17 protein-coding genes are annotated in these 25,048 nt (G+C 65.5%); 5 read left to right on the top strand and 12 right to left on the bottom strand.

The features are described 5' to 3' along the window. Positions 1-45: 45 nt before the first annotated feature. From ACWCPW_RS14820 to ACWCPW_RS14805, 4 genes are all read left to right on the top strand, one after another. Complete coding sequence (locus ACWCPW_RS14820) at positions 46-591, top strand: LysM peptidoglycan-binding domain-containing protein (protein WP_449761910.1); 546 nt, start codon at positions 46-48, stop codon at positions 589-591. Positions 592-883: 292 nt separating this feature from the next. Then, positions 884-1,993, top strand: a complete 1,110-nt coding sequence (gene hppD, locus ACWCPW_RS14815; protein ID WP_449761909.1) for a 4-hydroxyphenylpyruvate dioxygenase — start codon at positions 884-886, stop codon at positions 1,991-1,993. Beyond that, entirely contained in the window at positions 1,990-3,111 is a 1,122-nt protein-coding gene (locus ACWCPW_RS14810; protein WP_449761908.1) for an alpha-hydroxy acid oxidase, read from the top strand. Before hppD ends, ACWCPW_RS14810 begins: the two co-directional genes overlap by 4 nt. Before the next feature lie 295 nt (positions 3,112-3,406). After that, positions 3,407-6,151: a LuxR C-terminal-related transcriptional regulator gene (locus ACWCPW_RS14805; RefSeq protein WP_449761907.1), complete on the top strand. Its 2,745-nt coding sequence runs from the start codon at positions 3,407-3,409 to the stop codon at positions 6,149-6,151. A 120-nt stretch (positions 6,152-6,271) separates the two neighbouring features. Here ACWCPW_RS14805 and ACWCPW_RS14800 read toward each other — a convergent pair whose 3' ends face one another. From ACWCPW_RS14800 to ACWCPW_RS14745, 12 genes are all read right to left on the bottom strand, one after another. Beyond that, the gene (locus tag ACWCPW_RS14800; protein WP_449761906.1) at positions 6,272-6,460 is read right to left on the bottom strand and encodes a hypothetical protein; all 189 of its coding nucleotides are present in this window, start codon (positions 6,458-6,460) and stop codon (positions 6,272-6,274) included. A gap of 16 nt (positions 6,461-6,476) precedes the next feature. Continuing rightward, positions 6,477-7,019: a DUF4913 domain-containing protein gene (locus ACWCPW_RS14795; protein WP_449761905.1), complete on the bottom strand. Its 543-nt coding sequence runs from the start codon at positions 7,017-7,019 to the stop codon at positions 6,477-6,479. Then, positions 7,016-8,770 carry a type IV secretory system conjugative DNA transfer family protein gene (locus ACWCPW_RS14790; protein ID WP_449761904.1) on the bottom strand — a complete coding sequence of 585 codons (1,755 nt, stop codon included), beginning with the start codon at positions 8,768-8,770 and terminating at the stop codon, positions 7,016-7,018. The genes ACWCPW_RS14795 and ACWCPW_RS14790 overlap by 4 nt, the downstream gene beginning before the upstream one ends. Before the next feature lie 40 nt (positions 8,771-8,810). Further along, entirely contained in the window at positions 8,811-10,028 is a 1,218-nt protein-coding gene (locus tag ACWCPW_RS14785; protein WP_449761903.1) for an ATP/GTP-binding protein, read from the bottom strand. Between the two features lie 394 nt (positions 10,029-10,422). After that, a complete protein-coding gene (locus tag ACWCPW_RS14780; protein WP_449761902.1) occupies positions 10,423-11,922 on the bottom strand; it encodes an SCO6880 family protein in 1,500 nt (499 codons plus the stop codon). Positions 11,923-11,942: 20 nt separating this feature from the next. Next, positions 11,943-13,667, bottom strand: a complete 1,725-nt coding sequence (locus ACWCPW_RS14775) for a hypothetical protein (protein ID WP_449761901.1) — start codon at positions 13,665-13,667, stop codon at positions 11,943-11,945. A gap of 830 nt (positions 13,668-14,497) precedes the next feature. After that, a complete protein-coding gene (locus tag ACWCPW_RS14770) occupies positions 14,498-14,884 on the bottom strand; it encodes a hypothetical protein (protein WP_449761900.1) in 387 nt (128 codons plus the stop codon). Between the two features lie 9 nt (positions 14,885-14,893). Beyond that, entirely contained in the window at positions 14,894-15,307 is a 414-nt protein-coding gene (locus ACWCPW_RS14765; RefSeq protein WP_449762000.1) for a DUF6668 family protein, read from the bottom strand. Positions 15,308-15,967: 660 nt separating this feature from the next. After that, the gene (locus ACWCPW_RS14760; RefSeq protein WP_449761899.1) at positions 15,968-16,810 is read right to left on the bottom strand and encodes a hypothetical protein; all 843 of its coding nucleotides are present in this window, start codon (positions 16,808-16,810) and stop codon (positions 15,968-15,970) included. Between the two features lie 343 nt (positions 16,811-17,153). After that, positions 17,154-19,907, bottom strand: a complete 2,754-nt coding sequence (locus ACWCPW_RS14755) for a helix-turn-helix transcriptional regulator (protein ID WP_449761898.1) — start codon at positions 19,905-19,907, stop codon at positions 17,154-17,156. A gap of 396 nt (positions 19,908-20,303) precedes the next feature. After that, positions 20,304-21,854 (bottom strand): alpha/beta fold hydrolase, encoded by a 1,551-nt coding sequence (locus tag ACWCPW_RS14750; protein ID WP_449761897.1) that lies wholly within the window; start codon positions 21,852-21,854, stop codon positions 20,304-20,306. Positions 21,855-22,347: 493 nt separating this feature from the next. Continuing rightward, complete coding sequence (locus tag ACWCPW_RS14745) at positions 22,348-23,919, bottom strand: hypothetical protein (RefSeq protein WP_449761896.1); 1,572 nt, start codon at positions 23,917-23,919, stop codon at positions 22,348-22,350. A 572-nt stretch (positions 23,920-24,491) separates the two neighbouring features. Here ACWCPW_RS14745 and ACWCPW_RS14740 point away from each other — a divergent pair. Then, a complete protein-coding gene (locus ACWCPW_RS14740; RefSeq protein ID WP_449761999.1) occupies positions 24,492-25,028 on the top strand; it encodes an ATP-binding protein in 537 nt (178 codons plus the stop codon). The last annotated feature ends 20 nt before the right edge of the window (positions 25,029-25,048 follow it).

Here is a 25,048-nt window from a genome sequence, read left to right as displayed (position 1 = left end):
CGTGGTCGATCAGCTCTCTCATCGGTCGGGCCGAGGGTGGTGCGCGTGTCGCCGTTCCGAGTACGTACCCACGCCCGCGGCCGCCGACCGGGCGGCGCATCGCGAGTCGTCGCCGCGACCACCGGCGTCGTCTGCGCGGCCGCGGTCATCGCCGCGTACGCGCTTCCCGTCGAGGCCGCTCCGCCGGGCGCCCTCGTGCGCGTCCACGCTCTGGCGACGCCTCCAACGTCCCCGGCGATGTTCGTCGACACCGACCTCCCCGTGCCTCCCGGCGTCGGTGAACCGATCGGGGCCCTGGCGGGCGCCGAACGGGCCCTGTACAAGGTGCGCCCGGGCGACACCCTGTCCCGAATCGCGACCGAGTTTCGGGTCGATGGCGGATGGCCAGGGCTCTACGAGGACAACCGTGGATTGGTGGGTCCGGACCCCAACCTGATTCACCCGGGACAGACGTTGACGGTTTCGGCCGGTGCCGTGCCGCGGACGGGGCGATCGCAGTGGTCGCTCGCCCCCACACTCTCCAAGGCCCTGGCCGCCCTCGCCACGGCCGTCCTGAACGCCGCCGCGCACGCATTCGCAAGTTCCGGCTAGTCAAGCCGCGGTCGATCGTCATCGGTTTCGACCGGGTGCGGCGATCCGTCCCCGACGAGCGCTTCAGCGTCGTTTTCGCGCCGTCGTGTTTTTCCAAGTCGATGGATGCCGACGGGAACACACTCGTGCCAACGGAATCGGAATGCCCGATTCCATTTCTTTCATGCGGGCCGCGAAACGCGGTCGCGAGCCGGTCGACGATGTCCCGGCCCTCTCCCGAATCGACGGGGGTTTCCTGTTCGATTCCTCGAATCCTTGGCAATCCTGCGCAATCCTTCGTGAGAGTGGAGCGTTGAGACCGTTGACTGAACACCGCCCCTGGGCAGACCCGGGCTTGGCCGTCAACCACGTCGAGATCTGGGCGCACGAACCGGTCGCCCGGGCACGGGAGATGATCTATCGCTACGGCTTCGAAGCGGCGGGCGGCGTCAACGACGTCGAGCATCCCGGGACGCTGTCCATCGCCGTCCGTCAGGGTGACGTGGTCCTGGTGTTCACCCGGCCCGGGCCCACCCACTACTCGGCCGTCGCGAGCCTCGAACGACACGGTGACGGTGTCGGTGACATCGCGCTACGCGTGTCCGACGTGGACGACGCCTTTCGGCGGGCCCTGGAAGCCGGAGGCACGGCCTTGCGGCGCCCCGGGCCGACAGCCGACGGTTGGGGGTGCCGCGTCGCCGCGATCGCCGGCTTCGGGGACGTACGACACACGCTGCTCCAGGTTCCGGAGGAGTACGGCGAGCACGCGTACGTGCCGGGCATCGGCCCGATCCCCGACGCGGTCGGCCGGGGGAAACGGCACGGTCTGCACACCATCGACCACTTCGCCGTGTGCGTCCCGAGCGGACGACTCGCACCCACCGTCGACTACTACCGGCGCGTCCTGGGTTGTGTCCCGACCTTCGCGGAGCGCATCGCCGTCGGTGACCAGGCGATGCGTTCGCAAGTGGTCCAGAGCCGCTCGCAAGCCCTCACTCTCACCTTCCTGGAACCCGAGCCGTCCCGTGCGCCCGGACAGATCGACGGTTTCCTGCGAAGTCACGGCGGGCCCGGTGTGCAACACATCGCCCTTGCCTGCGCGGACATCGTCACCAGCGTCTCGGGCATCGCGAACGACGGGGTCCGGTTCCTCCGGACCCCCGGCACGTACTACGAGCTGCTCGGGAAGCGGCTGACCCCCGCCCTGCATTCGCTCGAAGCGCTCGCGGATCTCGGCATCCTCGCCGACCAGGACCACGACGGCCAGTTGTTCCAGATCTTCGCCGGGTCCACCCACCCGCGAGGCACCTTCTTCTGGGAGATCATCGAGCGCTTCGGCGCACGCAGCTTCGGCACCCGCAACGTCACCGCGCTCTACGAGTCGGTGCAGTTGGCCCAGTCACGCGAGCAAGCACCTCGATGACGGTGTCCGCGAGCCGATCCACGATGAAGGACAAGACCAACGCACGCACTCGACTGAACCTGCGCGACGTGGAGGACGCAGCCGCCGAGGTGCTGCCGCATTCGGTGCTCGACTTCGTGGCCGGCGGGAGTGGCAGCGAGTCGACGCTGTCGTCCAACCGAAGGGCGCTGGACCGGCTCGACATCGTGCCGCGGGTGCTCACCGGTACCGACGGGTGTGACATGACCACCCGCCTCCTGGGAACCGAGATGTCCATGCCGGTGGCGGTGGCGCCGATGGCGTATCAACGGCTCCTTCACCCCCGGGGCGAGTGTGCGGTGGCGCTCGCCTGCCGAGCCGAGGGCGTGATCGACATCGTGAGCATGTTGAGCAGCGTGCCCATGTCGGAGTACACGGCCGTGGGCGCGCGCACCTGGTACCAGGCGTACTGGCTACGCGACCGGGGCAGGCTGCTGGATCTGGTGGCCGAGGCGGAGGACAGGGGCAGTACCGCCGTCGTGTTGACCGTGGACATGCCCCGAATGGCTCGTCGATTGCGGGACATGCGCGGAGGGTTCGCCCTGCCCGAGAACGTCCACGCGGTCGACCTCGCCGGCTCGGGGACGGACGACACAGCGCATCGTCGAGCGACGTCCGCGTCCGCGGTCATGACGCACACCGCCGAACTCCTCGACCCCCGGCTGGGGTGGTCCGACATCGCGTGGTTGCGCTCACACACGTCGCTGCCACTCGTCCTCAAGGGAATCCTGCACCCGCTCGACGCCGAGCGCGCCTGCGATGCGGGCGTGGACGCCCTGGTCGTCTCCAACCACGGAGGCCGCCAACTGGACAACGCGATCCCGTCCGCGGCGGCCCTCGCCGCGGTGTGCCACGCGGTGCGAGACCGCTGTCCCGTGCTGTTCGACAGCGGAGTGCGCTCGGGCACGGACATTCTCAAGGCGCTGGCTCTGGGAGCGTCCGCCGTCCTGGTCGGCCGGCCGATCCTGTGGGGCCTGGCAGTCGACGGCGAGTCCGGGGTGCGGGAGGTGTTGTCGATCCTGCGCGGCGAACTGGAGGAGGCGATGGTCCTGTCCGGATGCCCGGATCTGGCCGCCGTGCGCAAGATGACCCTGCGGTGATCGCCTCGCTCGGAGTACCGACGGTCCCCGCATCGAGCGGGTTGCGCTCCTGGACCTCCACACACGCGGCTCGGGATGTCGATGGACACTCGAAACTCACCCTACGTACCGATGCGAATGCGATACGTCGATTCCGCGTGGTTTCCGGCGGGAAGCCGCGCTGGTTCATACCATGAACTCGTGGACTCCCGATCTGCTCTTTCACGCCGGCCGGAACACTGTTTCCAGCCGCCAGGCCGCTTCGATACGCACTCGGCGAGCCTCCACGTCCGTTTCGACGTTCGGCGGTGCAGCCGTGGCTGATCACGTCCTTCATCGGGGAAACACGCTGCCTTACCAGGCCACCAGCTTCGTGGGGCGGCGTGCGGAACTGGCCGAGATCGGGGCTCTGTTGGCGAGTTCCCGAAGGCTGGTGACGCTCGTCGGGGTCGGGGGCATCGGGAAGACCCGGCTGGCCGTTCAAGCGGCTGCTCTCTGGGCGAGCACAACGGATGCGCGCGCGATCTTCGTCGATCTGGCCGTGCTCGACGCCCCGGAACTCGTCGAAACCGCGATCCTGGAAGCGGCGGGGCTGTTTCCGTCCACCGGGCGCTCACACCTGAGCAAAACGATCGATCACTTCGCCTCCGAGCGCGCGCTCTTCGTGCTGGACAACTGCGAACATCTCGCGGAGGAGGCGGCGCGGGTCGCCATGGAACTCGTCTCGGGGTGCCCCCGGGTGCAGGTGCTGGCCACCAGCCGCGAACAACTCGGGGTCCCCGGCGAGGTGATCTGGTCCGTTCCCCCGCTGACCCTCGACCCACGGACGTCCACCGACGAGATGAGCGAGGCGGCGCGTCTGTTCACCGAGCGCCTGCCTGCCCAGGCCGCCAAGTCTTTGGCCAACAGCTCCACGGTGGAGCGCCTGGTCGAACAACTCGACGGAATCCCGCTCGCCATCGAACTCGCGGCCGCACACGCGCAACGCCTGGCTTCGACCGCCGTCCCCAGCCTCGACCTTCCGGCCTACGAGAACCCCCACGTGCGCCCGGGACGACACAAGACGATGTGTCGTTCCCTGGATTGGAGCTACGGCTTCCTGAGCCCGCACGAGGCGCTCCTGTTCAGCCGACTGTCGGTGTTCGTCAACGGGTGGACGCTGGAAGCGGCGGAGCGGGTGTGCGCCGACGAACGACTCCCGGAGGGTCTGATCCTGGAGGCGATGACGGCACTGAACGACAAATCACTCGTCGCGGTGACGCGCGTGGGCGAGCACACGCGCTTTCGCATGCTGGAACCGGTTCGTCAGTACGCCGAGGAGACGGCCGCCGCGACCGGGGATCCGATACTGCCGCTGCGCCACCGGAGCTACTTCACGGACATGGCGCGGCGCGCGGACCGCGAGCGGTGGGCGTTCGACGAGAACGGTCGGTCCCGCTTGGACGAGGAGTCGCCGAACCTGCGGGCCGCGCTGGATCACGCCTGCCGGCACGACACGCGGGACGCGTTGCGCCTGGCGGGTTCGTTGGCACAGTACTGGCGGCTTCGCGGACGTCTGCGCGAGGGCGCCGACGCCACCGGTCGAGCGCTCGCCCTGCCCGGGGGCGAGGATCTCGCCGAGCGCGCCCTCGTGCTGGCCATGCATTCGACACTCGTCTTCTGGTTGGGCCGCTTGGAGGCGACCCACAAGAGCGCGGAAGAGGCGATCGAGATCGCCGAAGTCACCGGAGACGTCCGGGCCCACGCGCACGCGCTCGTTCGACACGCCACCGCCCGCATGATGATGGACCCGCGGGGCGCCCAACCCATGCTCGAACGGGCGGCGCAGATGGCTCGGACCGCGGACGACCCGGTCGCGCTCGCCGACGCTCTCAGCAGCCTGGCCATGAGTTACCACTGGCAGGACGACTACGCGCGCATGTCGGACGTCGCGGAAGCGGGGGACGACGTGGCCGGGCGGATCGGGTTCGACGCCGTCCTGTCCTGGAACCTCTGGGGTCGGGGGCATCGCGCCCGGCTCGCGGGCGAGGTGACCACCGCCCGCCGGCTGGCCGAGGAGTTCACGACCCTCACGTTTCACGAGGACACCGTCGGGCGAAGCGCCGCCATCGAGATCACCGTCCTGGTCGATGCCATGTCGGGGGACGACCCGAACCGGGCGCGGGTGGCCGTCTCGGCCCAGATAGGACGCACGGTGCACGAGGCGGCGAGGTGGGGGGCGGGACTTCTCCAACACGGCCTCGGCATGGTCGAACTCGCGGCGGACCGCCCGGACGCGGCCCGCGCGTGCGGCCAACTGCTCTACGAACAGGAACGCCTCGGGTCCGGCTACCTGGCCTGGCATGCGCAGGAGATCCTGATGCTCGCCGCCCTGACCCAAGGGGACCACGCTCGGGCCCGCTCACACGCCGAGACGGTGCTGTCGGTGGCGGAGCAACTCGGCAACCGGCGCGCGGTCGCGGTGGCGATCGCGGGGCTGGCTCGCGCGGCACTGCTGACGGACGACACCCCGGACGCCGAGGCCAAGGCGCAGGAAGCCCTGCTGTCCTGCGTGGAGGGCGAATGGTGGGTCGATGCCACGACCGCCCTGGAGATCATCGCCATCGTGGCCGCACGGCGCGGCCAACACGACCGCGCCGTCCGGGTGTTCACAGGAGTGCGCACCTTCCGCGAGGAACGCGGCCTGCACCGCGTCCCTCGCGAGGATGCGTTCTGGACGGAGCAGATCGACTCGGCCGTCGCGGGCCTGGACGACGCGAACCGGACGGCGGCCGAGTCCGCGGGCGCCGCCATGTCGCTGCCCCAGCTTGCCGACTACGTACGACGCGGACGAGGGAGCAAGAGAGACCCGTCGGAGAACCCGCTCGGCCTGACCCCCATGGAGCGCCGGGTCGCCGAACTCGCGGCGCGCGGGCTGCCCAACCAGGACATCGCACGAGAGCTGTTCATCGCCCGAGGAACGGTCAAGAGCCACATGTCCCACATCTTCGCCAAACTCGGCGTCGGCAACCGCACCGAACTCGCCACCGTTCTGGGTCGGGTGACGGGCGGCTGGGAGTAGATCCACCGCCGGTTCGGGCGCGATGCGCGGGCGACGGATGTGTTCCTGCGCCACCGCCATGCGCCCGACCGCTCGGAGACACCCCGGCGCCTTCGTCTTCAGGGATTCGAAGGTCCCGCGTCAATGTTTCATCAGTGGCTCGACAACATTGCGGAGAAACTGCCCGGCGACCTCCGGGCCAGGCCCCCACCCACCGATGCCCATCAACCCGCCGAGACCATCCGCAGCATTTTGGGCACCTCCAAGCAGTTTGTCAAACGTGGCGTACAGGCCTGCCAGAGCCACCTGACTGTCCGTTGCATCACTCATGACATACCTTCCGTATCTAGAAACCGATTCTCGGATTCAGTTCTTTGTTTTTGTTCAGGCCGTCTGGATCCGGCCGCTGTGCAGCTTTGAGTTTCGCTTTGACCTGCTGAAAGACGGACTTCTCGACACGGAAGGCTGCGTGGTCCAAGAGGCCGTCGGGGACCGGGACCAGGGGCAGGGGCAGCAGCGGACTGGAGTTGTGGCCATCCCTCGGATCACAGACGGCGAAGGGACCGTGGTCGGGATCCATCAGGGCACGTAGATGTGGGTCCGCGTGATGAGTCCACCACACGGACATCCCCAGACCTGGATCCTTGCGAAGGTACTCGAATGCTCGCCACATACTGCTCAGCCGGGACACCGCCTCGGGATGGGCCCACCACTTCGGACACCAGAGCGCGACGGCCCGGTTCAGACGACGCCTGATCAGGGGCGACAGGAATTCCGTCGTGAACTCCTCAAGGGAAGTGAAGAAGAGCATCTTCTCACTCTCCTGCCCCCCCTGCTCATTGCTCGCCTGCGCGGAAGCGGCCGACTCGGTGCCCTGATCCTCGTTCACGATGCCTTCATGAGGTCTACACGCTGCCTTTCACCCCTGGGTGCGAACTGCGCCAGAGACGAACGAATCTCGTCCGCGTAGGCCCCCTCCCACCAAGGTATGGGCTTTATCAGGGCCGGCTTGGTTCCACTGAACTGCACGAACGCACGCCCGCGTGGCATGGAGGCCAGATCTGCCACCTCGAGAACGGATTCGGCCCGCGATGCCTTGCTGATATTCTTTTCGAAATAGTCGGAAGATTTTCGGGAATAACTGGTGGTCCCCGGCTCGAACGATCCGGACGCGGCGGCGAGATCTCCCAGGAACTTGGTGTCGAGCACTCCTCCGCCGTATACGCGAACATTGGCCGCCCCCCACATCTTCGCCATCCCCACGTCCCCCCACGCGGCCACACCTTGCGCCCACGACTGGAGGATCGTCATCATCACGACACCTCGTGATCCGAAATGCGAGTATTTGTCCGGAAGGGCTTTCCATGGGCACACGTTCGCCGCCTCATCCAGAACGAAGAGCATGGGAATCGGCAGCCTTCCTCCGGGTTGGTCGAGGCCGGCGTTCTCGGCTTCCTCAGCCAGAGCCGCCGTCAGGGCCACCACCAACGGAGCTGCCATCTTGTTCGTCTCCTCGGAGAGGAGGTAGATGGTGTCGCCGCTGCGGACGAAGGCCTTGTAGTCGAACGACGGCCGATTCGGTTGATCACCCGGAGTCACCCACGCGGTCACGGTGGGCGCGATGAGGAACGAAACGATTTGCAGAGCGGTGCCGTATACGCCGGCCCGTTGGCGATCAGGGGCGGTGATGACGCCGTCCACCGCGTCTGCGGAAGGACTGTGCCCGGCCGATCGAAGAATCCGCTCGGGAGTGCTGTCGGTCGGCCGAGTCAACCACGTATACACCTGGGTGATCTGATCCCCGTTTATCGACGCGGCCAGGAGCAGATTGGATATGAGCGTTTCCGCAGCCGGCTCGAAGTACGCGTCACTGCGCGCGTGCGACGGCCGGTTGATCGATGCGAACCGACCGGCCAATTTGGTCGCCTTGACGATACTGTCCCCGACATATGTCAGCGGATCCCAGTACCAAGTGGGCTTGCCTCCCGCCTGGTTCTGGGGATCGAAGATCCAGACCTTTCCGCGCCTCGCCCGGGAAAGGCGCGTCGCATCGACGATGTCACGCTTGTTGGAGGTGACGACCACCGCGCCGGGTGCGGCGACGATGTTCGGAATCGCGCGCGCCGTCGTTTTGCCGGTTCTCGGCCCCCAGATGTCGATGTGCATGTCCTCCCACGAACCCCATACATCGATCCCATGCCGCACGGCTTTGCCGATGTAGACCCCCGGCACCTCACCGGCCGGCAACCCGAAGTCATCAGCTTTGGAACGGACACCCTTCGTCGTGGATGCCGCGAGTTCCCTGGGGCGAGCGAGGTAGGGGATTGCTCGGTCGATGGGAATCTGCCTCCTGCGCACGAACATCACAAGTGCGGTGAGCGACCCGAAGGCGCCGGCAACCACCAGACCCAACATGACGGTGACCACCGTGGCGTCGGTGCCCGGCCACTGGTAGTCCCCGACGATCAGCAGGAACAGGATGGCCTGCGGCGGCGGTGGGCTCGCCTTCGTCGAGGGTGTTCCCGCCGTCGCGCCGACCCACAACAGGCCCATGATGATCACGAGCAAGCCCAGTGCGGCGCCGATGAGGTACCAATCGGCATAGGGGTCCGGACCGCGTCTTCTCTTGGTCGCGCTCATTGCACCACTCGCTCATTGGGAACCGGAACCCGGGAACCGATCACGTCGTCCACTTCCGATTCGTATCGTTGATCCCCAACTCGGAACCGGTGAGCTCCACTTCGAGAGGAATGCCGGGACGCCCACCGACCTTGACCATGAACTTCCCCCGGCCCGGCGGAGCCGCCTCACGTCCGAGACCGTCATCCCAGGACGGCGGTGTGGACCAGTCCACGAGCAGTTGCTGTTCCGCCCCCGTCAGGTGCACCACCTCGTTCAACTGCGGCATCTCGGCGGCCGGCAACCCGCCGCAGATCACCATTCCCGCACGTTCGACGAACCCCTTCGCCTTCATCCGGTCCTCTTCCGCGGTCAGCGCGAGAAGGTCCGACATCGTGTGCGTGATCATGGCCAGCCCGACGCCCCGTTGCCGATTCAGGCGTGTGAGCGCGTCCACTCGGTCGACCAGTCCGCGCCCGGCCCGAAGTACACGCCACAGTTCGTCGAGAATGACGAAGTAGTGACGTTGAGGTTCCAGCCCTGCGTCGGCGAGCGCCTGTGCGACCGAGATGGCGCCGAACCCGTAGCTCCAGCAGGCGAGCAACGCCGCCGCCTGCAGTTGCGCCTCCGAGTCGTCGATGGTGCTGACGTCGAAGCAGACCGGGCGATCACGGCGCATGGGTTCGGTCGTCTGACGCGCGAACATTTCACCGAGCCGGCCGCCTCCGAGCAAGCCGACCAAGGATGCCTCCAGGCCCTCGGTGATATCGCGATACCGGGCGATATCACCTCGGTCCAACGCCACACCGCGGACCGGGTCGGGCGCGTCTTGAATCACCCGGAGCAGATCCGAGAGTACGGGCACGCCCAAATGCCGTTCGTGGAGAACCTCCAGCGCTGTATTGAGGATGGTCTCCTCACGATCGGTGGGAGGGTGACCACGCAGCACCGTGACCAACGATGCGACCGCTGTCAGTCGCCGGCCGTGAGCCTCGGCCAGCAGGGCTCTGCGAGCAGTCAGGGGCAGCCGTTTGGCCGCCTCTGTCACCTCGCCGGGGTCCAATACGTTGAGGTAGCCCCGGCCGCGGCCCAACGGGATGACCTGACCGTCCAACGCGTGGATCAGGTCCACGTAGTCGGGCTTGAGGTCTCCGAAGACGACAGGATGAACCCCGTATCCGGCCAGGCCGAGCGCTTGACGCCGGACCACGGTCGATTTCCCCAGCCCTGGCTTGCCCAACACGAACTCGCTGGGGTTGAGCAGCAGATTGGCCCGCATGAACCAACTGATGGGATCACAACACACGGTCGCGCCGCCGGCGAGCGACCGTCCCAGAGGGATTCCGACGCTCGGAGTGCCGGATCCCGAGCCGAAAGGCCACAGGCCACAGACCTGGACGGTGGTCCCTCGCCACTCCGCCGGCGCCTCCACGTACGACGCACCGCCGCGGCCCCAACCATTGAATCCACGACCCCCGATATGCGGTATGCGCGACGGTCGGTCCTTCCCTTCGGAGTGTCGTCCTTCGTGCTTCGCGGAGACAGGTTTGCTGTCCGCAGCCGCGTCTCGCGCCCGATCCTTGAGAAAGGGGTTGTTCTTCCGCCGGTTCCTACGGATCACGAGGCGGCTCCTGAACCCCGCGCCGGCCACCGTGCGACGAATCCCGCCTGCATCACATGGCCTCCCGGACGGACTGTGGCATCTTCAGGTGCTGAGGCAGGACGAGACCGAGAGGAAGGGCTGCTGCAAATGCCGAGGCTTGCGAGCCGTACACGCGACGGACGAGGATTCGCGATGACGCCGTGAGGTTGTCGATCGCCGAGGCGGCTAGTTTGACGTCCTCGGCCTCTTGGACAGTGGCGGTTATCAGCATGGCGAAGCGGACCAATCCGGCGCCGGTCGCCTCCTCTCGGGCCGCTTGCTCCGCGGCCTGGACCGCGACGGAATCACGTGCGTTCGACACCTTCGACTGTCTGGCCTTGAAGACCGCGTCTTTACGGTCCCGCTCCACCAGGTGCGCCGAGGTTGCCGGATTGTGCGGGCGATACAGGAGGGTCACCCTCTTGCGCATGATGTCCGGGTGCGGTCCCACCAACCGCGACAGCACGTTCGAGTAGACCTCCCCACGCGGCGCCTCCGACATCGCCCAGGTGACCGAATAGGCGCTGTCGTGGCGGTAGTAGCCCCACCCCTCCTCTGTCGCGGTGGGACCCGCGTCGTCCCAACGAAGATCGTTCCTGGCAGCCTGGTCGGCCCTGTCGATGAAGGTCGCGACGCTGGGGTCGTACGCGATCCGAACCATCTGCTTCATTTCCGACCCGGTCATCGGACGGGCAGGGCCGGCACCGGTCATCTGCAGGCTGCTGCACAGGCCCGGCAGTCGCATCCCGAGATCGATCGCCATATCCTGTGCTGTGCGTTTTCCGCGCGCACCGCGGGCGGCGCCCGAGTAAGTGAGTGCCACGCGCGTCGTCATCTGGGCGGAACCGCGTCCGTACACCTCGGTGACTTCGGTCAGAACCTGCTTCGCCAGTGAGGGCGCGTCCTGGTGAAGGTTGAGTTCCACTTCGCTGCGAAGTCGTTCGCCCGTATCCGGAGCGGATTCGATGGTTACCGACGCCGCAGCGATGCCGGGCTCGTGCCCAATTTGTGAGAGCCACAGTCCCCAGTAGGCGACCCAGACATCCACTTGCTCGTCGTCGACAAGGGAGGCACCGTCCGCACTGCAGGTGAGCACCACCGTGTGGTGATTCGTCGAGGGCACGGTGATGATCGCAAACGGGCGCCCGTAGGCATCGCGTGCCTCGTGCAGAGTACTCGCCGCGATCAACCCGGGGAGTTTGCATGTTCCCATGGGGATTCGACCCAATGGCCCGGACCGATAGAGATGTTGCCCCTGCGCCTTTCCTTGCGCCCAGGCTCCCCTGGCGACCATCCACTGGAACCCGTTACGACCGTGCTTGTCGCGCAACATCATTGGCGACAAGGAAAGTGCGATCAACGCACCGACCACCAGAGCGCCCACGAAGGAGAACATCGACACGATGATGACGAAAAGTATCCCGACTATTCCCGCCACGGTTCCCGCAAAACCGAGTTTGCCCAGGCCCGGCGAGATCGGCTTACGCCAGTTTCCGTACGTACGAATGTCGTGTTTTGTGGCGTCATTCATCGTAGTTACCCTCCCGAGTCCTATCGGTGACGAACAACGTTCGCTCCGATGGCGACGACTCGCGCACCGGTCGCCAAGGCGAAGGCGGAAGCTCCGGAGTTGGCACCGGACGACCCGGCGGCCGGGCCGGTGACGGTGAAGACGATCCGCACAATGGCAGGGCAGAGCCAGGTGACCGCGACGAGGATGAACAACCCACGGAACTGATCGGCCCATTGCATTTCCACGCCTCCGGGAGGCGTCCAAAGTTTGGCTCCGGCCACAAGTATGGTAATACTGGCTGGTTTGATGAGGATAAACGCGGCCAATCCGGAGATGTGGTACCGCAAGATTCTCATGCCCTGCTCCGTTGAGCTGGCAGCCGCTGCCAACGGCAGCGTGCCAGTCAAGACCATGACCAAAATCAAGCGAAGCGTCATATAGAAGAACTGAACCATATTGGAGGGAACAAGGACGATGACCGCCATCATGAACACGGGGAATGACGTCAGCTCTTGCAGGCCGCTGGAGAATCTTCCGACGGCCACCTGTATTGCCTGATCCGGATCCGAACCTCCGGTACCATCGGTATTGAGTCCCTCTACGATGATCCAATCACAGTAGGCCTGGCTCATCCTCACGGCCGCGTTCACCAAAAATACGGAACTCCCGGCGACGAGAACCAGGATAAGAACCCCTTTGATGGCATCCTTGACGGAGCTGACATCTCGACTGAACGCGAGTTTTACCCCTGCAAGGACAACACAAAGGATGGACAAGCCATAGGTGAATATATTGGTGTGCCGCACCAAAAAATCTACCGTGTTCCCACTGCATGGGTACGACTTACGCCGATCCATGACCGGCTCTACGTCAGGCGAGCAATCGTCGCCGTTCTTCGAGATGATGGGATCCGGTGCAGTCACCCACCACATCATGGTGACATTGACTGTGTCTTGGCTGACGGCACGAATCCAACGAATCGGGTCATCGGTGAAAGTCTCGTTACTCATATCCGCAGTTGGACCCCAGCGTTTCGTGCTCGCCCCGGCACATATGGAACCATTCGGCGTACCGCAGGGGGGTAGAACCTCGAAATCTATCGGCCTTGTCATCTTTGCCCATGACTCTTTATGCAAGGTATCGCATGCTCCGACCAGTTCCCGGTTCAGGATCTGGGCGCAAGGATTCTCGCGCTGCTCGAGCAGGTTCTTCACATTGAGACATGTTTTCTTGGCTCGTGGTGGCCTTTTCTCCGTTCCGAACTCTCCTTTCATGAGGTCACACGGATCGAGTGTGCCCTCGGAACCCGGCATTGTGAATGAACTTTGCTGCTCCTTCATCCCCGGCGTCGGTGGACCGACGGAATTGCGTAGTGCTTCACCCTTTACGCGGCTCTCACGGACCCACCTGTCCATGTCGTCTTGGGCCTTTTCGCCTCCGATAATGTAGGTGCCGGGAACTCTGTCGAACGATACTCTGCCGTCGACATCGGCAGCCGGGCAAAAGTAATACCACCAGGTTCCCGCCACGTTGTCCGGCATCCAGGTGCAGGACGTGTCGAAGGGGGGTTCCTGGGGCCGGAGAGTCGGGTTACCGGCAGGCTTTGCCACTCCGGCAAAACTGGAGTGAGTTCCTTGGAAAACGAAGAATGTCGCCGCAAGAAAAAGAATCGCAACTATTCGACGAACTATCCGGCCTGAACCCAACAAGGTGGGCGATCGCTCTCCGGGATTTCGATCACGGAACTTCGATGCTGATGTCACCGTCTCACATCCCTCCACGGAACGAAACCGGTCAGTGAATCCACAGGTTCTGTCGATGTGGAGTCCACACCACCTGATTGAAGGACCAGCTTCCAGTCGCCGCTTTCCCACTCGACCGTCTGAAAGAAACTCTCCAGCCGGCCTTGTGAATCTCGGCGGACAATAGCCAGGACTGCCGATTCATTCGTATAGCTGATGAATCTGAAGCCCGCCAACTGCGTGACCGTGCCAGGCTCCGGAAGAGACGGACCTCCCATCTGGAGCTCCTGGCCCCGGCGGGTAAGTCTGTAAGTTTCAACTTCAGGGCTCGGGACTATCTGATATTTGACTACATTATTCCAGTCCGGCGAGAGTATGTATCGTGCAGAAATATGAGCCAGAGCCAGCAGTGCCCCGGTCGGTGTACGCGAGAAACATCGGGCAACTTCGCCCTGGATACGCATTGGTCCATCGGTCACCGAATAGGGGAGAGCGAGAGTGCGATAGTTCTCCCACCGGACACCCGCAGGAGCCGTAACCGGACGGTCTCCGCTTTGCACAGCCCCCGGCGGGCACGGTTCCACGGAGTCAACACCCGCATCGATGGGAGACTCGGTGACAGTCGTGGTAGATCTCGACGCACCGGCGTTCGTGCCGGAACCTGGAGAAGACCGACGGTTGTCGAAAACAATTAGCCCAAAGCAGATGATGACGAAGAGAAGGAGTAGAGCAGAGGCAATGAATCCCGGCTGCGTGAAGGGACTGCGGTCGTCTTCCAAGCCAAGATTGGACGAGTACCGCTTCCCTTTTCGCAGGAACCCCATGCATACCCCTCCGTTGCGGATCTATCATTATTCGAAAATGGGTCCGACAACCCAGTTGAAAATCGGTACGGCCGCGCCTGCCATGATCACCGCAATCACTGACATGGCAAAACCTTTAATTGGGGCTTCTCCACCATCCTTATGTGCCTTGATGATGCCTGCCACACATGCCAAAGTGGAGAAAAAGGCTGCAAGCAGGATCCCCCAGATGATGAAACCGAACAAGCGCGCAAATTTCTCAATGAGATCCTTTTTGACTTCGGGATCAAGAGGCTCGGGCTTGGGCATTTCCCCATCGAGGGGATAAAGAGCCTTGAAGGTCAGGTGCTTGACGTTGAACGACGTATCGACAGGAATCCCATTCAGAAGCGTTTCGAGTGCATGGTGAGAGGACGAAACGATATCGATCAACATGTCTTTCTCTCAATCCTTGCCGGCAAGAATCAGCAAGTCCTTGGCAAGTCGTGAAATGGGTGCCGGGGGACGGGAAAGCGGAGAGAACCTGCCGAACCTCCAATCTTCGATCCATGGAATTGTCCAGATGGCCGGAAATCCGCCGGTGATCAATCGCAGAAGGTCTTTCAGCGGCCGGGGTAGCGATCCGGGCGCGTCCGCGACGACGACCAAACCCAGGAGTCGAACCCGGGGAACGGTTCCGGACTTCCATTGACGAGCTGCGAACTGTGCCGCACGAAGACCCGGTGCGTGGGACCTGGCTACGAGCAGAACCCGTGAAACAGAGGCGTCGGCCGGCACCGGCCACCTTCGACCTGCGTCGACTCCTGCCGGAAAGGTGGCAGCGAGACTGCTCACGCCGGCGCCCCCGTGGCAGCCCATCCACCACCACGGCACGTTGCGACTCGTCGGCACACTCCGTTTTTCGAGTTCAGGTCCTTCGGCGAGGCCGCCTGGCATACCACGTGAGCAACCCGAATCCACACGGCCGGCCAGTCTCTTGGGGGGTGGGGGGCCTGCTTCCGGTTCGACGGACGCTTTCCCTGTCACCCAAGGATTGCTAATCACAGGCTTCGTAGTCATGGCTCCCCCTTGTGATCGCGTACGGCGAAGTCGGCACGGGCTTGGCGAACCCGACTGCCAACGGGGATCCTGCAGGCGGAGCATCGGCGACAGGAGCGGCCCGCGGTGGTGCCGAGGTGGGACCTCACTTGTCGTTGTCCGGCAACAGAGCGAGATCACTCATCCATCGAGATCGTCCAGGGTTTCGCGGAAGTCACCCCGTCGGCTCGACGTGCTGCGAACGGATCACCACCTCATTGGGCACCCGAGTCTGGGCCGACGGAAGTGCGGTAGGACCCTCCGTATGGCTGGTTTCCTGGTCAGTATCGACGAAGTGTTCTGCGGACGCCTAGGAAAATCACGACATCCCGAAGCGGTCTCGGGCGGTACGAGCGACTGGATCCGCAGTTCGTAACCCTGGCTCATTATCGAGCAGTTGATGATCCATGAGACCAACGCATAAACCAGGAAACGCGCTTCTCAGCCGATGAGTAGAAAATTGACGATGGACGCTGACCCGCCGACGAGCAGGGCACCCACAAAGACGTAGATCACACCTCCCACGACCTCGCTCCCATTTCGATGCGCTATGGCGAGTTGCGCGATACACGAAAACGCAGCCACCAGGCACCCTAGAGTTCCCGCCCAGAGAACCCATCCCAATCCCTCCATAAGAGGACCGGTGACTTCCGGTTTGGACGAGTAGTCGTCGCGATTATGCGTCCTGGGGTCGCCGCGACCGCCGCCGAGAGTTTGGAACCAAGGGTTCGCCAATTTGCAGGAGGTCTGTTCGGCAGGCTCGAGTACGGGAGTACGGGTACCAGGCAGCCTGTGGTTGCAGGGATGGGTTTGCTGATCGCTGAATTTTGAATCCCGAACGTCAGGGCACAACGACCTGTTAAGATCCGGGAGTGAGTCGCACGGATTCTGCGTGATAGTGCGTGTGTCGGGACCGCCGTTTCTTCGATGCTCTGCCAACCAGCTTCCCATCTGGTAACGGCCTTCGTCCCAGTAGCAATTTCGAAGCCTTTGCTGGGATTTTGCATCATCTATGTTCTGGTATTTCCCTCCTGGTTGCTCCTTCCAGAATACGATCACGGGAAGATATTGATCACAATTAAACGCAGGTTCGATAATGTCGTAGGAAGTGTCGCGGCTGACTCGAAAACGTTCTACACCTGCTCCACCTTTGCAAAATACTCCGAATACAACTCCTTGGAGATCCTGCGGAACGATGATACAGCCGCTAAAGTCCTTCCGATATCCACTCATGCCAAGATCGACATCGGCCCGAGCTTCACGCGCGCAGAAGACGGATGTCATGAGAATGCAAAGGAGCAAGCTTGCAAACCGAATGAGAATCGAATCACATCGGCCAGATCCTGGTGATGCTTTCCCCCGATGTCGACTCATGTATTTTCACCTTATTGTTCGAAACTGCGGATATTCTGTATCGCGCCAGAATGATATTATGTACTCCATTCAAGCCATCTATTGCTTGAGCTTCTCCGTTATTCTTTCTACAGATTCACGGAATTGATCGATAGGAAAAACGCGCCGTTCCGGCGTTCCGCTGATGGCATACGTTTCGGATGTTTTCGAAAGGTGCGATCAAGTGCACCTCGTCAACCATCCCGTTCAGGTCCCGGGTCGCCCACCGGCCCTGCTACGCCTTCTGTCGCCTGGTGTGGATATACACCGCGAGTTCGGTGCGGTTGGCTACCGACAGCTTGGTGAAGATGTGGGACAGGTGGACCTTGACCGTGCTGCGGGAGATGAAGAGTTGTTCGGCAATCTCGGGGTTGAGGAGTCCGTCGGCGGCCAGGAGGGCGACTCGGGTCTCGGTCGCGGTCAGGCTTTCCCAGCCGCGGCTGGCGCGGGCACGGCGGTTGCGGCTTTTGCGGGCGAATTCGGCGGCGTCGGATAGGGACATGGACATGCCTTCGCTCAGCGCGCGGGCTCGCTCGGCGTCGTCGAGCCCCGCGGTCGCCGTCGCGCGTCGCGATTCCCAGTAGATGGCCTCGGTGGGGACACGGACGATGCCGCGCGCGCGTCGAGCGGCGTCGACGGCCGCGAAGAGCCTGGTCGCTCGGGCGTGTTCCCCTCGATCCGCGGCCGCTGCGGCGATGATCTCCAAAGCGGTGATCGCCTCGAGCCACCAGCAATTCTCGACGGACGTGGTCAGGGCCTGGAGGGCGCCCAGCTCCGCTCGGGCGGTGTCGGTTTCGATGAGCGTGGCGCGGGCCTCGCCCAGCGCGGCAACCGTGTGCGCACGGCGGTTGTGGATTCGATCGGCGATGCGGACGATGTCGGCGGCGTGCTCGCGGGCTGCCGGCGGATCCCCGGCGGCCAGGGCCGCGAGCATCAGGGTCGATCGGGCGTGCAGGACCAGGTGTGCCGAACTCGCCCCCTCCCGGGCGTCGATCCGGCGGGCGGCGTCGAGGTTGCCGGCCGCGAGTTCGGCGAAGGCGAGCGCGTGCTCGATCAGCCCGCTCCCCCAGCGCATGGGTTCCTTCTCCAGGCGCTCGCGTTCCGCCCGGGCCAGTGAGAGCGCCCGGTCCGGGTCGCCCTGCATCGCGGCCGCCAGGGACAGTACCTGGGCCTGGCAACTTCGGGTGAAGGCGCCGGCCTCACTGTTGTTCTCGGCGAACGAGGATTCGTCCTCCGATGGCATCATCGTGCGTGCCAGGCGGATGGCCTCGTCGACTTCTCCCGTCGCGCGCGCGCCGTGCGCCAGGCACCACGCGGTCAGGGAACGCACACTGTTGAAATCGATCGATTCGGCGACCGCGAGCGCTTCCTCCGCCGTGCGGGTCATGAGCTCGAATTCGTCCTGCCACAGGAGACTCATGGCCAGGCTGCCCAGGGCGTCGGCGAGGGCGGGTATGTCGTCGCATTCCCGGGCCAGTTCGACCGCCTCGTGCAGCATCGGTTGTCCGAGCTGGGGATCGGTGATCGCCGTGGCGTTGGCGAGCCGGAGCAGCGCGTGCGAGCGGGCCCGCTTGTCCCCGATCAGGTCGGCGATCTCGATCGCCTCGATCGCGGCGGCGTGGGCGGTGGCGAGGTCCCCCACCCAGAAGGTGAGGGTGGCCTGTACGGCGAGCGTCATCGCGCGCGCGGGGTGCGCGGTGCGGGGAGCGGCGGCAAGGGCCCTTCGGGTTGCCTCGATACCCTCGTCCAGCGAACCCCGGGTGCGCCAGTACGAGCCGAGGGCGGCCGTGATGCGAAGTGCGTCGGTCGAGCCCCGGCGGCATGCCTCGGCCAACGCCGCCCGCAGATTGGGCATCTCCGCGTCGAGCAGGTGGCGTTCCCTCGGGCGCAGTGCCCACAGGCGGGCATCGGCGTGTTCGGCGAAGCGCACGAAGTACGCGAGATGACGCGCGGCGGTGGATGCCGCGGTGGACTCCGCGGGTGGTGAGGGAACCGGCTTGGCCGCCAACAGGTCCGCCCCGTACTGCCGCATCGGCAGAAGCATGCGATATCGGTCGCCCGAGGGTGGCGCGGATCGGACGACCAAGGACTTGTCGACCAGCGCCGTCAACGTGTCGAGCACCTGATCGGCGCTCAGGTGCCCGTCGACACACACCGCTTGCACGGCCTCGGCGGTCCATCCCTCGACGAACACCGACAGCCGTGCGAACAGGCACTTCTCCTGCTCGGAGAGCAGGGTGTAGCTCCAGTCGAGCGAGCGACGCATGGTCTGGTGGCGGGCCTGGCCCCGCGTCGGGCCTCCGCTGAGGATGCGCAGGTCCAGGGCGGAGGCGATCTCGCCGAGCGTCATCATCCGCACCCGGGCTGCGGCGAGTTCGATCGCCAGGGGGAAGCCGTCCAGCGCCTGCGCGATGTGTTCCACGTCGGCCCACATCGCGGCCGAGAATTCGAGGTCGCCGCGCACGAGGGCGACCCGGTCGACGAACAGGCGGGCCGCGTCCGAGGGCCTCGCCGACTCTCCGTCGCCGACGGCCAAGGGCGGCACTCGCCATACCCGCTCTCCCGGGGTAAGCAAGGGGACGCGACTGGTGGCCACGACGTGGACTCCGGGACACTCCTCGATCAGGGTGCGAGCCACGCGAGAGGCTGCGGCCGGGAGGTGCTCGCAGGTGTCCAGCACCACCAGGGCCGTGCGCTCGCGCAGGTGGAAGATCGCCGTCCGCAGGGGGGTCTGACCGGGGTTGACGCCCGGGACGGTCGCCTCCAGCACTGCCGCGTCGACCAGGTTCTCGTGGGCGAGCGCCCCCAGGTCCACGAACACCACGTCGGCGGGGGCCTGTTCGGCGCAGTGGACGGCCATGCGCAGGGCTAGGCGGGTCTTGCCGATTCCGCCCGGCCCGACCAGTGTCAGCAGGCGACGGTCGCCGCACACGAGCGAGCGCAATTCCCGCAGCTCCCACTCACGCCCGACGAAACTCGTCAGGATCACGGGCCAAGGGGGCTTCGAGGCGAAACGGTCGGTATTCACCATCGTGTTCTCGCAGTTTCGCCGCAGAGGATCCGGTGGTTGGCTCCACAGGTAATCGTGTGGTGCCGGGGCGTCGGGCCAGGCAGAGGCGTGGAGCTCTGTTCGTGCCGACCCGCCCGGGGGTTCATGGGTGATTTATACCAGCACGTTCCAGCCCTTCGGGTGCCTGAACTCGCGGTATCGACGTCGACTGCCACGTCACCTTCCTGCGTTCCGTTCCGTTCGAGGTCGCGCGTCGCCGGCCCGGATGTCGTCGGGCGACATGGGATGCGGGCGGGTGAACGCGAGCGGTGGCCGTCGCCTCGGCGACGGCCACCGCGATACGGGCCGCTCGTGCGGCCGGTGTGGTCGAGTCGGTCAGCGGCGGAGTCCGACGGCCTCGTCGAGGTCGGCCACCGATGCCGACGCCGCCGTGCGCGGGTCGGGCAGCGGGTGAGCCGGGATCGAGACGTCCCCGGAAGGGACTCGTCCGGTCAGGAGATAGTCGGCGGCCAGGCGGTCCGCTTCCTTGTTGTTGTTCGGACCGGGTTGGAAGGCCACGCCGTGCCTGCTGGAGTTCACCTCGGTGACCAGAACGGAACTCGGCAGCGCGTGGTGCATCGACACCGCCCCCGGGTAGGGCGTCGCAATGTCGCCGACGGAGTTGAACAACAACAGCGGGGGCAGTGCGTCGCCGGTGATGCGCAAGTGCGTCCTGGGCTGGTTGTGCCAGGTGTAGCACGCCGAGAAGAACTGTACGAACCACGCGAAGGGAGTGGCCTTCTCCCGCTCTGTGGCGTCGCGGATCACGGTCGCCTCGTCCCTTGGGCCGGGCGAGTCCTGGCAGGTGACCGCGGAGTAGACGGCGTAGTAGTTCTCCACCGCCGCGTAACGCCGGTCGCCCGCTCGTGCCACGAGGCCACCGTCGACGTCACGCAGGACGAAGTCGGCGAGTGCCTTGCCGAAGCCGGTCCAATCGCTCTCGTTGTAGAGGTTGTTGAACGACGCCTCGATGAACTCGTAGGGCCCGAGACCTCCGTGCGGCGTGGCGCGCAGTTTCGCCAGCGCGCTGTCCCACGCCGCCCGCACCCGGGTTCGGGTCGTTCCCAGTCCGAAGACGTCGTCGTGTGCGGCCAGCCAGTCGAGGTAGGTGTCCAGGGCGGTTCCGGCGGCGTCCGCCTGCGCGAGGAATTGGCGGTACCACAGGTCCGTCGGGACCGGGTCGACGTTGCCGTCCAGGATCATCCGGTCCACGCGTGCCGGGAACAGTCGCCCGTACACGGCGGCGAGGTAGGTGCCCGCCGAGTAGCCGACGTAGCTGATCTTCGACTCGCCGAGCCGGTGGCGAACGAGGTCGAGGTCGCGTGCCATGTTCTCGGTGGTGATGTGCGGGAGCAGCTTGCCGGCCTGTGTGTCGCACAGGGAGGCGTAGGTCGCGGAGCGGTCGAAGTTCAATCGCCGGTTCGCGGCGGGATCGGGATCCGGCAGCGGCGGTGCCCAGAAGTCCGCGAGGTCGCGCACACACTGGACGGGGTTGCTGTGACCCACGCCGCGCGGATCGAATCCGATGATGTCGTACGTCTCACGGATCTCGGCCGGGACGCGATTGGCCCATCGACCGGGGCCGTAGGCCAGACCGGGCGATCCTGGGCCGCCCGGATTGATCACCAGCACGCCTCGGCGCTTGGCCGGATTGCTGGCGGGGAGCTTCGAGACGGCGAGATCGACACTGCCCCGCAGGGGGTTGGCGTAGTCGATGGGTGCCCGAACGGTGCCGCAGCGAATGTTGGGATAGGACCCGGCGACATCGGCGGGACACGCGCCGAACGTGAGGTCGTCCGTCGACGCGGCACTGGCCATCGTCTGCCCGGCGGTGATGCCCGCGCCTGTGAGCACCAGGGATATCCCGAGGGCGGCTAAGCGTCTCACTGGTTCTCCCGAAATCGTCTTTACAGGTGGTGACTTCGACGCGATACGGGCCGCGTCGAGCCGTCGCGAGCGCGAGCGCGACCCGCGGTGGGTTGCCCGGGTGGGGCGCGCTCATGCTGGTCGCCGCGCCTCGGTGGCGGCTCGGAGAAACGCGTCACGGCCGGGCACCGTGGCGCGGGCTTCGTGGGTGCGCGCGGTCGCTGCACCGGGGCGGCGCAAGGGGGCTCGCGGATGTCTGCGGGATCACCGCTGGTCGGCGGGGTGTGCGGTCCGGTTCGCGCGTCGATCCGAGGAGGGCCAGGATCAGTCGCGCCTTCCCCGAGACTTTCGAGGTGTGGCCACTTTGTCCGCCGGTTGGCCCCGGACCGCCGGTGGACTCGAGATCGCCCGCCGACCCGGGATCGCCCGACCGTACGCAACTGCCCAGCGGCCCGGGCCTGTTCGGCCGAGTGGTGCCCCGCACGGGGTTCGCCGCCGCACGGGGTTCGACCGACTACCGGACGAGCCGGCTCGCCACGATCCTGCTCATCACCTGGTCGAGGAGCGGCAGCTTGCCGGTGTCCGGCACCGCGTTGGAGGCCGAGCCCCGCGCCGGCCTCGCCTCGAAGCGACCCGCGACGATACCAGGGCCTGCGACATCGCCCTTCGGTGCGACGTAGACCGCGTACTCCGTCGCCGGCTTCCCCTGCCCGCCGCCCGAGGTGAAGGTGACCGCCGGCTTGCCGGCCACGTCGACGACTCGGCGATCCGCGTAGAGCTTGGGGTTGTCGCCGTACTTCTGGGCCACGAAGGTGGCGTCGACATCGATGCGGAGCAGGGAGGTGTGCGTGGGCTCGACGAAGAAGCAGCTCTTGCCCCAGACCACGGGCCGGAACGACTCGCCCAGGACCTCCTTCACCGCGTCCATGGCGAGAGCGCAGCCCATGCGAGGATCATCGCTCCCGTCGAGCACGGCTTGGATCGTCTCCGGCACTTTCAGCGAGTCGTACGGCTTGCAGGGGATCGATTCGTCGGTGGGGAAGTCCACGCAGGCGCCTGCCGCAGGGCTGTCAGGCTCCTCGGGCGCGTAGAGCAGTCGCTTGAGAGGCTCCGGTCCGCCCGGTGCCGGACCGCTGCCGAGCAAAGCCTCGATCTTCGCCGCCAAGCCCGCGGCCGTGTCACAGGTGTCGGCCTTGAGAGTGACCACGGTGAACCCGTTCAAGGTGCCACCGAGACCGGATGCGCCCTGACTCCAGTCGAGTTTGCAGGAGCTGGGGTACGTGCCGACCCGGGCCTGCTTGGAGTTGACCGCCCGGGTGACGACACCGGGCCCGGCCATGGGATCGGTGGTGTACCTGATCTCCAGGTCGATCCCGCGGCGCGGCACCCCCGCCTCCTTGGGGGTGGAGGTGCAACTGTCGAGGGCGTAGACGCCGCTCTCCGTGATCGTGAACCGTTCCGCGTCGGTGCCCATGGCCTGACGCAGGAGCGTGCACGCGTCCCAGTCGCCGAGCGGACGCCTGCCGGTGTCGACCGCGGGCACTTCGCCGCCCGCGAGCAGTCTCGCCCCCGCCTCGGCGAAGGCCTTGGCCTTACCACAGGGGTCGCCGGTGGTGTCATGGGCGAGTTCGTACTGGAACTGGACCGACAACCCCTGGCTGACCGGCAGGTCGATTCGGCACCGCGACGGCAGCTCGCTGCGGTCGAGGTACGCCTTCGCGGCTCCGACGGTGATCGGTTCGTTGCGGTATCTCTGATGCCGATTCAGCGGATATCCCAGTCGGACGGTGATCTGGTTGCCGATCAGGGGCTTGTTCGTCACCACGCACGAGTGGGGCGTGTCGGGCAGCACCCAGAGTTTGTCGACCATGCCCGAGGCGGCGGCCACCGACTTGTCGACCAGAGCGCAGGCGTCCAACCTTCGCAGGGCCGTGCGTACGGAGTCGATGGGACGATCCGCGGGCGGCGGCACCGCGCGGTCGCCGCCGGGCGCCGGATGCTCGGGCGCCACGTCCCGGGAGTCCCGGTTGGCCTTCTCGGGTCGGAGGTCACCCTGCCCACCGCCGCTGCAGCTCGACAACGACAAACATGCCGTCAAGATTGCGACACAACCCATGAATCGCTTGCGCATGCGCGGTTCGTTCTCCTGTCGGAATTCGCGCCCGGACGTGCGCACGAGAGAGCTCGACGGCCGGACAATCGCGAGACCCTGCCTGTGGGGGCAGGCGGGTTTCAGCGATTGCTCGGCCCGACCGTCGAGAGATGACTCGCTGTGTCATCCGAGAGCGTGGCGAGACAGGCCCCCCGGGGTACTGACGACGAAGCCATCGATGCATTCTCGGTGTCGGGAGCGGAGACGAACTTGGAAATATGCGACTCCCAGGGAACGCGATCGGGCTGCGAGCACGACGTCGGCACCTCCAAGCGATGCCGACCCGGCGACGTGGGCACGGTGACCGGCCCGGAGCGCGTACCGGGCCGACGATTGGCCGAATCTCCCCTGTGAAACGTCGCGGCCGCGGTTTATCGGCCACTTGGGTCATGCTCGGCGTCTTCGGCCGCCGCGATACTGGTTGGCCATCCCGTCGCGTTCGGAACGACGGGAGTCTCGGCGTCGAGTCGGCAGTGGCTCGACCACCACACGGATCAGTGACCTCGATGATTCCAGCCGGCATCCGCACACACGTCTTCTCGATCCCGGCGATCGAGAGTCGAGTCGCGGAGGCGCGTCGGACGATTCTGGGCGTGCTGGTCTCGTGGGGCATGCGCGAGGACGCCGAGGACACGGTGCGTCTGGTCGCATCGGAGTTGGTCACCAATGCCGTCAGCCACGCGGGACCGGTCACCCCTCGGGTGACCGTCCTGTTGGAAGTCGATGGTGACAGCCGACTTCGAATCGGCGTACGCGACTGCCATCCGGGTCCTCCACTGCTGTCGGTGGACAGCGACGAAGAGGGGATTCGCGGAAGGGGTTTGCCGATCGTCGAGGCCCTGCTCGAGGAGTACGAAGGCGGGATCACGATCGAGTGGCATGACCGGGGGAAGACCGTCTGGGCCGTTTTCGGCCCGGCGACGCCAGTGCACCCGGTGGCCCCAGTGGCCCCAGTGGCCCCGGTGGCCCCAGTGGCCCCGGTGGCCCCAGTGGCCCCGGTGGCTCCCGCCGTGCCGAGGCAGCGTCGGGCTCGCCTCGGTTGAGGCGGGACCGTGCGTTCGTC

The organism is Embleya sp. NPDC001921 (assembly GCF_053594475.1).
Note: the sequence above shows the minus strand (reverse complement) of the source record. Positions and strands in the feature narration are given on the sequence as shown.

Bases quoted from the DNA above. Each gene is read 5' to 3' on its own strand.
- ACWCPW_RS14810 (WP_449761908.1), top strand. From the start codon at position 1,990: ATGACGGTGTCCGCGAGCCGATCCACGATGAAGGACAAGACCAACGCA.
- ACWCPW_RS14800 (WP_449761906.1), bottom strand. From the start codon at position 6,460: ATGAGTGATGCAACGGACAGTCAGGTGGCTCTGGCAGGCCTGTACGCC.
- ACWCPW_RS14790 (WP_449761904.1), bottom strand. From the start codon at position 8,770: ATGAGCGCGACCAAGAGAAGACGCGGTCCGGACCCCTATGCCGATTGG.
- ACWCPW_RS14785 (WP_449761903.1), bottom strand. From the start codon at position 10,028: ATGCGGGCCAATCTGCTGCTCAACCCCAGCGAGTTCGTGTTGGGCAAG.
- ACWCPW_RS14780 (WP_449761902.1), bottom strand. From the start codon at position 11,922: ATGAATGACGCCACAAAACACGACATTCGTACGTACGGAAACTGGCGT.
- ACWCPW_RS14770 (WP_449761900.1), bottom strand. From the start codon at position 14,884: ATGTTGATCGATATCGTTTCGTCCTCTCACCATGCACTCGAAACGCTT.
- ACWCPW_RS14765 (WP_449762000.1), bottom strand. From the start codon at position 15,307: ATGGGCTGCCACGGGGGCGCCGGCGTGAGCAGTCTCGCTGCCACCTTT.
- ACWCPW_RS14760 (WP_449761899.1), bottom strand. From the start codon at position 16,810: ATGACATCCGTCTTCTGCGCGCGTGAAGCTCGGGCCGATGTCGATCTT.
- ACWCPW_RS14740 (WP_449761999.1), top strand. From the start codon at position 24,492: ATGATTCCAGCCGGCATCCGCACACACGTCTTCTCGATCCCGGCGATC.